At 59.9% G+C, this 12,812-nt stretch carries 12 protein-coding genes and 1 tRNA gene; 5 read left to right on the plus strand and 8 right to left on the minus strand.

The features are described 5' to 3' along the window. Positions 1 to 28: 28 nt before the first annotated feature. The 4 genes from JNB91_RS06305 to pcsA form a co-directional block, all read right to left on the minus strand. Positions 29 to 955, minus strand: a complete 927-nt coding sequence (locus JNB91_RS06305) for an ABC transporter permease (protein ID WP_220324680.1) — start codon at positions 953 to 955, stop codon at positions 29 to 31. Continuing rightward, a complete protein-coding gene (locus JNB91_RS06310) occupies positions 955 to 2,043 on the minus strand; it encodes an ABC transporter permease (RefSeq protein ID WP_220324681.1) in 1,089 nt (362 codons plus the stop codon). The genes JNB91_RS06305 and JNB91_RS06310 overlap by 1 nt, the downstream gene beginning before the upstream one ends. Further along, a complete protein-coding gene (locus tag JNB91_RS06315) occupies positions 2,033 to 3,625 on the minus strand; it encodes an ABC transporter ATP-binding protein (RefSeq protein WP_220324682.1) in 1,593 nt (530 codons plus the stop codon). The genes JNB91_RS06310 and JNB91_RS06315 overlap by 11 nt, the downstream gene beginning before the upstream one ends. A gap of 145 nt (positions 3,626 to 3,770) precedes the next feature. Next, positions 3,771 to 4,499, minus strand: a complete 729-nt coding sequence (gene pcsA / locus JNB91_RS06320) for a phosphatidylcholine synthase (protein ID WP_220324683.1) — start codon at positions 4,497 to 4,499, stop codon at positions 3,771 to 3,773. A gap of 197 nt (positions 4,500 to 4,696) precedes the next feature. Between pcsA and JNB91_RS06325 the strand changes: the two genes are divergently transcribed. Then, on the plus strand, positions 4,697 to 5,899 hold the full coding sequence (locus JNB91_RS06325) for a UbiH/UbiF family hydroxylase (RefSeq protein WP_220324684.1): 1,203 nt from the start codon (positions 4,697 to 4,699) through the stop codon (positions 5,897 to 5,899). Here the strand turns inward: JNB91_RS06325 and JNB91_RS06330 are convergent. Further along, positions 5,876 to 6,838, minus strand: coding sequence for an AEC family transporter (locus JNB91_RS06330; RefSeq protein WP_220324685.1), 963 nt, complete (start codon positions 6,836 to 6,838; stop codon positions 5,876 to 5,878). The genes JNB91_RS06325 and JNB91_RS06330 overlap by 24 nt on opposite strands. 34 nt (positions 6,839 to 6,872) lie before the next feature. Further along, entirely contained in the window at positions 6,873 to 7,619 is a 747-nt protein-coding gene (locus tag JNB91_RS06335; protein ID WP_220324686.1) for a cytochrome c biogenesis CcdA family protein, read from the minus strand. A gap of 198 nt (positions 7,620 to 7,817) precedes the next feature. Here JNB91_RS06335 and JNB91_RS06340 point away from each other — a divergent pair. Further along, positions 7,818 to 7,893, plus strand: a tRNA-Lys gene (locus JNB91_RS06340). 258 nt (positions 7,894 to 8,151) lie between these two features. Here JNB91_RS06340 and JNB91_RS06345 read toward each other — a convergent pair. Beyond that, on the minus strand, positions 8,152 to 8,355 hold the full coding sequence (locus JNB91_RS06345) for a YbdD/YjiX family protein (RefSeq protein ID WP_220324905.1): 204 nt from the start codon (positions 8,353 to 8,355) through the stop codon (positions 8,152 to 8,154). A gap of 36 nt (positions 8,356 to 8,391) precedes the next feature. Further along, positions 8,392 to 10,458: a carbon starvation CstA family protein gene (locus tag JNB91_RS06350; RefSeq protein ID WP_220324687.1), complete on the minus strand. Its 2,067-nt coding sequence runs from the start codon at positions 10,456 to 10,458 to the stop codon at positions 8,392 to 8,394. Between the two features lie 350 nt (positions 10,459 to 10,808). On the opposite strand from JNB91_RS06350, the gene JNB91_RS31100 reads away from it, so the two are divergent. The 3 genes from JNB91_RS31100 (at position 10,809) to JNB91_RS06360 (ending at position 12,801) form a co-directional block, all read left to right on the plus strand. After that, positions 10,809 to 10,934: a hypothetical protein gene (locus JNB91_RS31100; RefSeq protein ID WP_262927994.1), complete on the plus strand. Its 126-nt coding sequence runs from the start codon at positions 10,809 to 10,811 to the stop codon at positions 10,932 to 10,934. 147 nt (positions 10,935 to 11,081) lie between these two features. Further along, on the plus strand, positions 11,082 to 11,261 hold the full coding sequence (locus tag JNB91_RS06355) for a hypothetical protein (protein ID WP_220324688.1): 180 nt from the start codon (positions 11,082 to 11,084) through the stop codon (positions 11,259 to 11,261). Positions 11,262 to 11,511: 250 nt separating this feature from the next. Next, the gene (locus JNB91_RS06360) at positions 11,512 to 12,801 is read left to right on the plus strand and encodes an efflux RND transporter periplasmic adaptor subunit (protein ID WP_220324689.1); all 1,290 of its coding nucleotides are present in this window, start codon (positions 11,512 to 11,514) and stop codon (positions 12,799 to 12,801) included. The last annotated feature ends 11 nt before the right edge of the window (positions 12,802 to 12,812 follow it).

A 12,812-nucleotide genomic window follows, 5' to 3' on the forward strand; every position in this document is an offset into this window, starting at 1 on the left:
ATGGAGTATGACATGGACGTTAACGTGATCACCGATCGGGGACAAACGGTTTTCCGAGCGATGCCGGCGTATTGATGAGCGTCGTGCGACGATTATGCGAAATGATGATCAGCACCACAATGGTCGCGACATAGGGAAGTGCTGAAAGAAGCTGCGACGGAATGGCAATTCCGCCGCTCTGGGCGAGCAGCTGGGCATGCAATTGCCCGATACCGACCGCGCCGAAGAGATAACCGCCGGCGAGAACCCTGAGCGGACGCCACGAGGCGAAGACGACAAGCGCCAGCGCGATCCAGCCGCGCCCGGCCGACATGTTCTCCACCCATTGCGGCGTGTAGACGAGCGACAGCTGCGCGCCCGCAAGACCGGCACAGGCCCCGCCGAACAGCACCGCTAGATACCGCGTCCGAACCACATTAATGCCAAGCGCATGCGCCGAGCCGTGATTGTCGCCGATCGCGCGCATCTTCAGGCCGGTGCGGCTCTTGAACAGGAACCAGCTGATGCCGAAGACCAGCGCCACCGACATGTAGAAGATCAGGTCCTGGGAAAACAGCACACGCCCGAAAAAAGGAATGTCGGAAAGCAGCGGAATGACGATCGGCTGCAGGCGAACGCCCGGCATGCCGACAAAGGCCTCGCCGATCTGGCCCGACAGACCGAGGCCGAGGATGGTCAGCGCCAGGCCCGTCGCCACCTGGTTTGCAACCAGCGTCAGCGTCAGGAAACCGAAGAGCAGCGAAAACAGCCCGCCGCCGATAATCCCGCCTAAAATGCCGAGATAGGGGGAACCGGTCAGCTGCGCCGTCGCGAAGGCGGCAACCGCACCCATGATCATCATCCCCTCGACACCAAGATTGAGAACGCCCGAACGCTCGGAGACAAGCTCGCCGAGTGCTGCGATGACGAGCGGGGTGGATGCGGTGATGACGGTAAGAAGGATCGCTTCGAACATCAGTTCTTCGCCTCCGCTTCGGCCGATGGGGTGGAGACGAAGCGGATCCGGTAGTGGATCAGCGTATCGCAGGAGAGCACGAAGAACAGGATCAGCCCTTGGAAGACGCGGCTCACCTTGTCGGAAATGCTGAGCGACAACTGCGCTGCCTCACCGCCAAGATAGGTCAGTGCCAGCACAAAACCGGAGGCGATGATGCCGAGCGGGTTGAGACGGCCGAGGAAGGCGACGATGATCGCGGTAAATCCGTAACCCGGCGAAATCACCGGCTGCACATGGCCGATCGAGCCTGCGACTTCAGAAATCCCGGCAAGGCCTGCAAGGCCGCCGGAGAGAAGCATGGAAAACCACACCATCTTCGTTGCCGAAAAGCCGGCAAACCGCCCTGCCCGTTCCGATTGCCCGAGCACCGAGACCTGAAAACCCTTGAGCATGAAGCGCATCATGAACCACAGGGCCACGGCCGCAACGAGCGCGAAGACGATGCCGAGATGCGCACGCCCCGAATCGAGGATTTCCGGCAGCACCGCTTCCGGCTGAAAGCTCTTCGTCTGCGGGAAATTATAGCCCTGCGGGTCGCGCCAAGGGCCACGCACCAGCCAGTCAAGGAAAAGCTGCGCGATATAGACCAGCATCAGGCTGGTCAGGATCTCGTTCGTGTTGAACCGGGTCTTCAAAAGTGCGGGAATGCCCGCGTAGAGCGCGCCACCCATCATGCCCATGACGAGCATCAGCGGCAGGATCACGGGCGAATGCCATTCGGGGTTCAGCACCGGCAGGATCGAACCGGTGATGGCGCCGACGGTAAACTGCCCTTCAGCACCGATATTCCAGTTGTTCGACCGGAAACAGATGGAGAGACCTACCGCGATCAGGATCAGCGGCGCCGCCTTGACGGCAAGTTCATGCAGCGACCACACGTCCAGAAGCGGCTCGACGAAATAGATATAGAGCGCGTTCATCGGGCTCTTGCCGAGAAGCCAGAACATGATGGCGCCGGCAACCAGCGTCAGCGCCAGGGCAAGCAGCGGCGAGACGATCGAAAACAGCGTGGACGTACCGGCGCGCTTCTGCAGTTCAATGCGCATCAGCGGTCTCCACTCCTGCATGACTTTCGTGAATACCGCCCATCAGCAACCCGATCTGTTCGAGCGTCAGCTCACCCGCCGGATAGGGATCTGAGAGCTTGCCGTCCGAGATGACGGCGATCGTCGTTGCCACTTCGAAAATCTCGTCGAGATCCTGACTGATCACGATGACCGCAGAACCGGCCTTGGCAAGATCGATCAGCGCCTGCCGGATCCGGCTTGCGGCCCCCGCATCGACACCCCAGGTCGGCTGGTTGACGACGAGCACCGAAGGCTGTCGATCGAGCTCGCGCCCGACGATGAACTTTTGCAGGTTGCCGCCCGAAAGCGAGCCCGCCGTCGGATCCTCGCCGCTCTTGCGCACATCCATCATCGAACAGATCCGCCGCGAAGCAGACAGGATCGCATCGCGTTTCAAAATCCCGAGCGGTCCGCCGGAAAGGAATGCCTTTCTGTCGGATCGGCTGCGGGCCAGAAGCAGGTTGTCGGAAAGCGGCATCGCCGAGACCGCCGCATGGCCATGCCGTTCCTCCGGCACGAAACCAGCGCCAAGCAGCCGGCGTCCGTTGATCCTCAACCGGCCGACCGGCTTTCCGCGCAGCAGAATGCCGTCATTGTCCGAAATCGGATATTCGCCGGAGATTGCATCGAACAATTCCGACTGGCCATTGCCGGCGATGCCCGCAATCGCCAGCACTTCGCCGGCCCTGACCTTCAGCGAAATATCCTTGAGCGCAACAGCAAACGGCGTGCGCGAAGCGACCGAAACATTGTTTACCTGCACCAGAACATCGCCAAGCGCATCGGCACTATCGCGCTTCACTTCGGCAACTTCGGTTCCGACCATCATCCGCGCGAGAGAGGCCGGCGTCTCCTGTCTCGGGTCGCAGGCGCCGGTCACCTTGCCGTGCCGCAACACGGTGGCGCGGTCGCAGATGCGCTGCACCTCTTCCAGCCGGTGGCTGATATAAAGCACCGACCGCCCCTCTGCCTTCAGCCGCATCAGCGTTTCGAACAGCCGTTCGGCTTCCTGCGGCGTCAAAACCGAGGTCGGTTCGTCGAGAATGATCAGTTTCGGGTTCTGCAACAGCGCCCGGACGATCTCGATGCGCTGGCGTTCGCCGACGGACAGATCGGCCACATGGGCGGAAGGATCGAGCGGCAGGCCGTAGGCCCTCGAAACGGTTGCGGTCTCTTCGGCGATCTTTGCAAGCGGTGTTTTCGGATCGAGCGACAGGGCGATGTTTTCCGCCACCGTCAGTGCTTCGAAGAGGGAAAAATGCTGGAACACCATGCCGATGCCCAGCTTCCGCGCGTCACCGGGCGACGGGATGACGACAGGCGCGCCCTCCCAGGAGATCGTGCCGGCACTCGGCTGCAATACGCCGAAGAGCATCTTGACGAGCGTCGATTTTCCGGCGCCGTTTTCACCGAGCAGCGCATGGATTTCCCCATGGCCGATATTGAGATCGATGCTGTTGCAGGCCGCAAAACTGCCGAAGAGCTTTGTCAGCCCTTGCACAGATAGGAGCGGGCTTGCCTCAACGCCCCCTGAAACGCTCACGGAACCCCCTTTTATCATGCAGTGCCGTCCGTTGAAGCGCTGCAGTGCTTGTCTTTAAAATGAAGTGGCCGCCCTCCTGGTGTCAGAAGGCAGCCGCTCGGATATTGATACCGGTTTTGCAGACTTCCACAACATGAAAGAATGGCTTGCCGGTCACCTTGGCCTATTTTCCAAGGTTCGGAAAAAGCTGCAATATTCCACCGATGCAATAGAGGTAAATGCCGCTGATCACCACACCCCAGACAACCCAGTCCGGCGAATTGAAATGCAGGAGCAGCGAATAGCCGCCAAGTGCGCACCAAATGGCACCGACAGCCAGATTGAGCCACCGCAGCCGCTTGACGCGTACCGGATGCAGAAAATTGATCGGCAGGAAGGTGAGGATCACCGAAATCGTCACGACGATCATCGCAGTCGTCGCACTCGCATCGATGACGAAAAGCGTGAACACGACCATGTTCCAGACGACCGGAAAGCCGGAGAAGAAATATTCGTCCGTTTTCATGCCCATGTCGGCATAATAGATCGCGCTCGAAACCACGATCATGCCCGCCGCCACGAAGGACCACGGTTCGCCGATCATGCCGCTCTGATAGAGCGCGAATGCAGGCAGAAGAACATAGGTCACATAATCGATGACATTGTCCAGCATGTCGCCGGACCAGTTCGGCAGCACTTCCTTGACGTTCAGCTTGCGGGCGATCGGTCCGTCGACGCCATCGACGAGCAAAGCCAGGCCGAGCCACCAGAACATGTCGATAAAACGGTGTTCGGCAGCAGCGACCACGCCGAGAAAGGCGAGGAAGGAGCCGGATGCCGTGAAGATGTGGACGCAAAAGGCGCGGATTTCGGCATAGGGCACTGCACGATAATTGAAGATTCGTCTGAACACGCGCGCCCCGTTTTGTTCTTGTCCGCCTTGTCTAGATTTCCGGGTATGCTGCCAATTCCAGTATATTGCAACCGGCGGCGGCCTTTATCACGGGTTTTGCACCACTTAGCGCCTACGGGAGGACAATCGTCGATACCCCATGGATTGAGGCTTCAAGACGCTCTACATAGAGCCCGACACAGAATTGGAAGCGGACAATGCAGCATTACGAGATCGCGATCGTCGGTGGCGGCCTGGCAGGCCAGGTGGCAGCTCTTGCCCTCGGGCGCGCGGGTCGAAAAGTCTGCCTCGTCGCTGCAGCCCCCAAACACGACGATGGTCGCACCACCGCCCTGATGGATCAATCGGTGCGTTATCTCGAGCGTCTCGGCGTATGGGAAAACATCGTGTCCTCCTCGGCACCGCTTTCCGTCATGCAGATCCTCGATGGCACCTCCCGCCTGCTGCGCGCTCCGCCGGCCCAGTTCCGCGCCAGCGACATCGGGCTTTATGCCTTCGGCTACAACATTCCCAACAAGGCGCTTGCCGAGGTTTTCGATGGCGCACTTGCGATAGAACCGAACCTCACCCGCATCGAGACGAATGTCGAAAGCGTCGCCGTCACGGGTAACAAGGTGACGATTGCGATTGCCGGCGGAGATGTCATCGAGGCGGATTTCGTTATCGGTGCAGATGGCCGCAAGTCGATCACCCGCGAGGCGGCCGCCATTGGCGTGAAGAAATGGTCCTACCAGCAATCGGCTCTGGTGCTGAATTTCAGCCACACCCTTCCTCACGGCAATGTCTCGACGGAATTCCACACCGAGACCGGCCCCTTCACCCAGGTCCCGTTGCCGGGTCAGCGCTCCAGCCTCGTCTGGGTGGTCCGGCCGGAAGAGGCGGCAAGGCTCGTCGCCCTTCCGACAGAAGAACTGTCGAGAATCGTCGAGACCCGCATGCAATCCATCCTCGGCAAGGTCACGGTCGAAGGCCAGCCCCAGGCATGGCCGCTGTCGAGCATGGTGGCGGAACGTTTTGGCGCAGGCCGTGTCGCGCTGATCGGTGAGGCCGCCCATGCCTTCCCGCCGATCGGTGCGCAGGGCCTGAACCTGTCGCTGCGTGACAGCATGACGCTTGCCGATCTTCTCTCCGCCGTCCGTGACCGGCCGATCCCCGCAGACGCCGGTGATCGCTACAATCGCCGCCGCCGCCCGGACGTCATCAGCCGCACCTACAGCGTCGACCTTTTGAACCGCTCCCTGCTGACCGATCTTCTGCCGGTACAGATGGTGCGTGCTGCAGGCATGCACGTTTTGAACGCCGTCTCTCCGCTACGCAACGCGCTGATGCAGGAAGGTGTCGAACCGGGCCGCAGCCTGAAGAATTTCGTGCGCGAATTAGGGAAACAGATCCGGCGGTAATATCTCGCTCGAAATCACGTAAAGCCAGATCGGCAAAGTCACGACCGATAAAAGCGTGATGATGAGGATGCTGGCCGATGCCCTTTCCTGCCACACGCCATATTGCTGGCTGATGACGAAGACATTGGTCGCCGTGGGTAGCGCCGCAAGCAGCATCGCCGTATGCATCCAGACCGGATCGAAGTCACCTACAAGCGACAGGACGAGATAGACGCTGAGCGGCAGGACAATGAGCTTCAGCCCGGCGAGATAACCGAGCTCTGCCGGAATGCGTTTCACCGGCCGCAATGCCAGTGTCACCCCCATGGCAAACAGCGCGCAGGGAGCAGCCGCCTGCGCCAGGTAATCGACGAGTTTCAGCGCAGGTCCGGGCAGTTGCTGCCCGGATGCAGCGCAAGCAAATCCGAGCGCCGTCGACAGGATGAACGGATGCAGGGCGACTTTCTGCACGATCGAGAGGGCGATCCGGTGTTTTGGACGCGCATCGTCGCCGGCCATCGCCATCATGGCCGGCGCCATGATGAAGTGCGCGGCATTTTCCAGGCAGACGATCAGCGCCACCGGCACCGCCGCCTTTTCGCCAAAGGCCAGCAATGCCAGCCCCGGCCCCATATAGCCGATATTGCCATAGGCAGCGGTAAAGCTCTGGATCGTGCAGTCTTCGAATGAATTGCGTCGCAGCACATAGCCGGTGAGAAAGGCGACCGCGAAAACCAGATAGACCGCAGCGATTTCACCTAAGATAAAATCGATGCGCGTCAGTTCTCCGATCGGCGTGCGTGACACCAGCTTGAAGAACAGCGCCGGCAGCGCCGCATAGATGATGAATGTATTGAGCCAGCCGAGCGCCTCAAGCGGCTGCCCCGTCGCTCTTGCCGCCACATAACCGATCAGGATCAGGCCGAAGAACGGCAGGAGAAGTGCAACGACATCGATCATCGGCTATTTCTGACCCGCATTTTCCGCAGACCGGTCAGCCGATCTGCATCAGGATTGGAAACGTCTCCTGGAACCAGATCGCCGCCGAGCTGACGAAGCCGAAGATGAAGGCAAGGCCGGTGACGATCAGGAGCACACCCATCGCCTTTTCGACCAGTCCGAGATGACGACGGAACCGGGTCATAAACCGCATGAAGACGCCGGAAAAGGCCGCTGCAATCCAGAACGGTACGGCAAGCCCGAGCGAATAGATGCCGAGCAGTGCCGCCCCTTCGCCCACTGTCTCGCGTGATGCGGCAACACCGAGGATGGCGCCGAGAACCGGACCGATGCAGGGCGTCCAGCCGAAGGCGAAGGCAAGCCCCATGAGATAGGCCCCGGAAAGCGTCGCAGGCTGGCCGGAAGACTGGAAACGCGCCTCCCGCGACAGAAAACCTATACGCAGCACGCCGAGAAAATTGAGGCCCATGACGATGATGATCAGTCCGCCGATCTTCGACAGAAGATCGAGATGCTGCCTCAACAGCACACCGACCGTCGATGCGCCGGCACCCAGCATGACGAAGACGGTCGCGAATCCGAGCGTGAAGAAAAACGCCGACCGCAGCACCGCCTTGCGCGCCGGAGATGCCGTTTGAGAAGACGGATCGCGAAACTGATCAACGGAGATGCCTGCCATATAACAGAGATAAGGCGGAACGAGCGGCAGAACGCAGGGAGAAAGAAACGACAATGTCCCGGCCAGAAGCGCAGTAAAGATGGATATTTCGGCAATGGACACTGGATTGCTCCGCTTATCAGATAGGACCGAGGCGCTACCGCCGATCAGCTTTTAATGCCAATCACCTTTTGTGCATCGACAGAAATCGATGGGAAAAGCGTCGAATAGCATTTTTTTTGGATGTTTTGCGGGTTGACCGCAAGATGTGACCTGCATATGTATCGCGCACTTTCGAAAGGCGCCCCGGCGCATTGGTGAGAGAGCATAGCTCAGCTGGTAGAGCAACTGACTTTTAATCAGTAGGTCCAGGGTTCGAATCCCTGTGCTCTCACCATTCGAAACATTCCCACACCGAAGACTTAGCCATTGTGCGGCCTGCAAACAGGCTGGAATCAGCCTCATACCTGTCTCGCACAGTTTGAAAGGGAGAAATGGCCTCCCATTCCGTCCTAGGTAACAAAGCCCGACTCTATCGCCGCCATATCGTACAGATTCGTTAGATCATGGTCCGTGACAGGGCTGGATAGCGATGTGAAATCCCGGCTGAAGACTGCGCGCCTCGAAAAGGAGACGCGCAGCATATACTGCCTGCTCAGCAGCAAACGAATCCACCCTTTCCGCCACCGCCGAACTTCGCGTTCTGGCGATCGCGGAAGAACTCCTCGTATGTCATCACCGGCCTGTCCGGGTGGGTGGCGCGCACATGCGCCACGTAGGTATCGTAATTCGGCATTCCCACCATCAACCGTGCGCCGTCGCAGAGGCAACGCCCAATGTCGGAGAGACGGCCTTTCAGTACCTTTCTGGACTTTCCTGTTAGGACACTCACGCTCTATTCTCCCGGGGCTGGTGTGGCGATGGTGCTGTCGGCTGCTTCGCGTGCGGTCCAGTCAGGATTGCGCAGCGCCTTGATGCAGGAATTGATGCCGAAGCCAACGATCGAGACCACGACGACGACGAAGACGATCGTCAGCGCGGTATTGATGTAGTTGTTCTGCACGATCTGCTGCATCTGCGCGGCACTCAACGGCCCGGACGTGTCTCCGCTCGCGATGCGATCGGAAAACTGCCGGGCAGCGGCGACGAAGCCGACCTTCACATCGGTCGAGAAGATCTTCTGCAGGCCAGCGGTCAGCGTGCAAAGCACCAGCCAGCTTGCCGGCAGTATGGTGATCCAGGCATAACGCTGCCGCTTCATCTTGAAGAGGACAACGGTTGCCAGTGTCAGCGCCACGGCGGCGAGCATCTGGTTGGAGATGCCGAAAAGCGGCCATAGGGTATTGATGCCCCCGAGCGGATCGGAGACCCCCTGATGCAGAAGTGTACCCCATGCGGTGACGCAAAGTGCCGTCGCAATGATGCTCGGCACCCATGAAGATGTCGTGCGGAAGCTGGGTGCGACCAGCCCGATCAGGTCCTGAAGCATGAAGCGACCGGCACGCGTGCCCGCGTCGATGGCCGTCAGGATGAACAGGGCTTCGAACAGGATGGCGAAGTGATACCAGAAGGCCATCATCGACCTATCCCCGAAGACGCTGGAGATGATCTGGGCCATGCCGACGGCGAGCGTCGGTGCGCCACCGGCGCGTGAGATGATCGAGGCTTCGCCGACATCCGACGCCACCTGCGATATCGTCTCGGGCGTGATGGCAAAGCCCATCGCCGTCACCGCCGCAGAGGCACTTTCCGGCGTGGTGCCGATCACGGCGGCCGGGCTGTTCATGACGAAATAGACGCCCGGATCGAGGACGGCTGCGGAAACCAGCGCCATGATGGCGACGAAGGATTCCATCAGCATGCCGCCATAACCGATGAACCGTGCATTGGTCTCGTTGTCGATCATCTTCGGTGTCGTGCCCGACGAGATGAGCGAGTGGAAACCGGACACGGCGCCGCAGGCGATGGTGATGAACAGGAACGGGAAAAGCCCGCCCGACCAGACCGGTCCGCTGCCATCGACAAACTTGGTGACGGCTGGCAGGTGCAGTTGCGGCGCCAGAATGAAGATCGACAGCGCCAGCGCGGCGATGGTACCGATCTTCAGGAAGGTGGACAGATAGTCACGCGGTGCGAGCAGCAACCAGACGGGCAGGACCGATGCGACGAAACCATAACCGACGAGAGCCCAGACGAGCTGGGTGCCGGTATAATCGAAGAACGGCGCCCATGTCGGGCTTGCCGCGACATCCTGGCCGTAGACGATCGCCAGCAGCAACAGGATGAAGCCGATGACGGACACCTCGCCGATGCGGCCCGGTCGGATGTAGCGGCTGTAGACGCCCATCAGCATGGCGATCGGAATGGTTGCCGCCACAGTGAACGTGCCCCAGGGGCTGTGCGTCAGGGCCTTCACCACGATCATCGCCATGACGGCGAGGATGATGATCATGATCATGAACGTACCGAACAGCGCGATGACGCCGGGGATCGGGCCAAGCTCTGATCGGATGAGCTCACCGATCGAGCGGCCGTCACGCCGCATCGAGACGAACAGAATCATGAAATCCTGTACCGCGCCAGCCAGAACGACACCGAAGATGATCCACAACGTGCCGGGCAGATAACCCATCTGCGCGGCAAGCACGGGGCCGACCAGCGGGCCAGCGCCGGCGATCGCCGCAAAATGGTGACCGAAAAGCACGTATCGGTCGGTCGGCACGAAATCGAGGCCGTTGTTCAGACGGACAGCCGGCGTGGATCGTCTCGGATCGAGACGCATCGCATGTTCGGCGATGTATAGGCTGTAGTAACGATAGGCGACCAGGTAGATACTGATCGCGGCCACGACGATCCAGAGCGCGTTGACGGGCTCCCCTCGTTGCGTAGCCAGAACGGCGAGGCATAGCGCGCCGACGATACCCAGCACGGCCCATGGACCGTGCATTCTCAAAGCAGACATTCCCGTGACCTCCTCACACTGGAACCGACTGATCGCTCCTGACCGGACTGCACACGGACTCGCGAGCGATATCGGTGCAGGGAGCAAGGTTCCATAGGGGTTCCCAGCCTCCAACGTGATATATTGTCACGCAACCAAAGACGGGTGCAAGCATTCGCAAACGGCGGGATACCCTGATCACGCTTTCCTCCAAAGCGTGCTCTCACCATTCGAAAGGTTTCCCTCGCAAGAGAGGCGGTAACGTTTCACCCGTTTTCGATACAATTCTTCAATACGATATGCAGCCTTGGCGTCACACTAGACGGAACAAGTGTTTCGCCAGCGTGTTATTGCCGCCGAAGGAGACTTCCATGCGGATTATATTCGTTATTCTTATCGCGTCTGTCCTGAGCATCCTCGGCTTCAAATACATGGATCGCTCGATCGGTGAGCAGCAGATCATGGCATCCCCGAGCGAACTTTCGGCCAACAGCTAGGTCGAAGGCAAGCACTGACAGCGCGTCATCATCCGCAGGGCATCTCCTTCCTTTACATCCCGACACGCTATGCAAGCGCAGCGCGCCGAGAAGGAACGACATCGAAATCCTTGTTTTCCCTTTCATTGAAACGAAGGAGAAATCCAGATGAGACGCAGCACTGAAGTGATTGTTCTGGCGACCCTTATTGCCGGAGCCCTGGCAATCTTCTCTGCGTTGATTCCCCCTCACCCCGGAAATCCGGTCAAAACGGACCGGCTGAGCGGAGAGCAGACGCAGACGGCATTCCTGCCCGAACGTTTTGGCGTACCGAGCAGCAGGCAATAGATATACCCGCAGACAGGTTATGGCCGGCGCTTCACGCAAGCCCGGCCATATTGATTCGGCGGACCGTATATCCCGGTTGATTCCTGTCATTGGAGCGGCGCTCACCGACAACTTACGGTTATTTAATTTCTCCCACAGCGCGTTTCATGGCATGGAGCGCGTGAGATTCTGCGCCCGCTGGTTGGCCGGGAATGAGATGAGCCGGTGCCGATGAAAGCAGAGCGGACCCGATGAAGAACGAGGCTGAGAAGTGAACGCTCCTACCGATCCCGCCACATCCGGCAAGCCGGACGCCCCGGATATCGCCGCGATCCTGGCAACCTCCGGCCAGAACCGCAAGCGCGGCCGCGGCAAGTGGCTGATTGCGCTCTGTCTGCTGCTGATAGGCGGCGGCCTCGGCATGCATTTCTTCGGCTCGAGCGACGGCCAGCAGTTCGACTATACGACGCAGGCTGCCAAGACCGGCGATCTGCAGGTGATCGTCACCGCCACCGGCTCGATCCAGCCAACCGATCAGGTCGATATATCCAGCGAATTGTCGGGCACCGTGCGCAAGGTCAATGTCACCTATAACAGCCCGGTCAAGGCGGGCGAGATCCTGCTAGAACTCGACACCAACAAGCAGGAAGCCGATGTCCAGAGCGCCAGAGCCCAGCTTGCTTCTGCAAAAGCCAATGTCCTGAAGGCGCAGGCCGAAGCAGCTTCCGCAAAGATCAGCTTCGACCGCCTGACCTCGCTGGTCAGCAATCGCATTTCCAGCCAGCAGGATCTGGACGCTGCCAAATATGCATATGATTCGGCGATTGCGACGACGGAAATCAACGAGGCGGCCGTGCTTTCGGCCGAAGCGAGCCTGCGCCTGGCCGAAGTCAATCTCTCCAAGCTGAAGATCGTCTCGCCGATCGACGGCGTCGTTCTGACCCGCGATGTCGATCCGGGCGCAACCGTCGCGTCGTCCCTCAACGCACCCGTGCTTTTCACCATTGCCGGCGATCTCAGACACATGGAACTCCAGGTCGCCGTCGATGAGGCCGATGTCGGCAAGGTCACGGAAGGACAGGAGGCGAAATTCTCTGTCGATGCCTATCCCGACCGACACTTTCCGGCGAGAATCGAGGCCGTCCGTTTCGCCTCGGAAACCGTCAACAATGTCGTCACCTACAAGGCGATCCTGACGGTCGATAACGAAGACCTGCTCCTGCGCCCCGGCATGACCGCGACATCGGACATCACCGTGCAATCGGTCACTGGTGCGCTGCTCGTGCCCAATGCGGCGCTGCGCTATTCGCCGCCATCGAACATGCAGCCACGCGGCAGCTTCCTGTCGCGCCTCTTCTCCCCGCCCCGTCCGCGCGGAAATCGCGGTAGCCGCAACGATGCGGCAGCGGCAAGCCGTTCGGTATGGGCCTTACGCAATGGCACGCCGCAGCGCGTCCCCGTCGAGATGGGCCCGACCGATGGCCAGTTCACCGTCGTCAAATCGGAGGACCTGAAGGATGGCGACCAATTGATCACCGAAGCCACAATCCGTGGTCGTTGACGGGAGACTGA

The organism is Aliirhizobium wenxiniae (assembly GCF_019511445.1).
Classification (GTDB): Bacteria; Pseudomonadota; Alphaproteobacteria; order Rhizobiales; family Rhizobiaceae; genus Neorhizobium; species Neorhizobium wenxiniae_A.

Coding starts and splice junctions, on each gene's coding strand:
- JNB91_RS06310 (WP_220324681.1), bottom strand. CDS start 2,043: ATGCGCATTGAACTGCAGAAGCGCGCCGGTACGTCCACGCTGTTTTCG.
- JNB91_RS31100 (WP_262927994.1), top strand. CDS start 10,809: ATGCGGATTATATTCGTTATTCTTATCGCGTCTGTCCTGAGCATCCTC.
- JNB91_RS06325 (WP_220324684.1), top strand. CDS start 4,697: ATGCAGCATTACGAGATCGCGATCGTCGGTGGCGGCCTGGCAGGCCAG.
- JNB91_RS06350 (WP_220324687.1), bottom strand. CDS start 10,458: ATGTCTGCTTTGAGAATGCACGGTCCATGGGCCGTGCTGGGTATCGTC.
- JNB91_RS06355 (WP_220324688.1), top strand. CDS start 11,082: ATGAGACGCAGCACTGAAGTGATTGTTCTGGCGACCCTTATTGCCGGA.
- JNB91_RS06315 (WP_220324682.1), bottom strand. CDS start 3,625: ATGATAAAAGGGGGTTCCGTGAGCGTTTCAGGGGGCGTTGAGGCAAGC.
- JNB91_RS06330 (WP_220324685.1), bottom strand. CDS start 6,838: ATGATCGATGTCGTTGCACTTCTCCTGCCGTTCTTCGGCCTGATCCTG.
- JNB91_RS06305 (WP_220324680.1), bottom strand. CDS start 955: ATGTTCGAAGCGATCCTTCTTACCGTCATCACCGCATCCACCCCGCTC.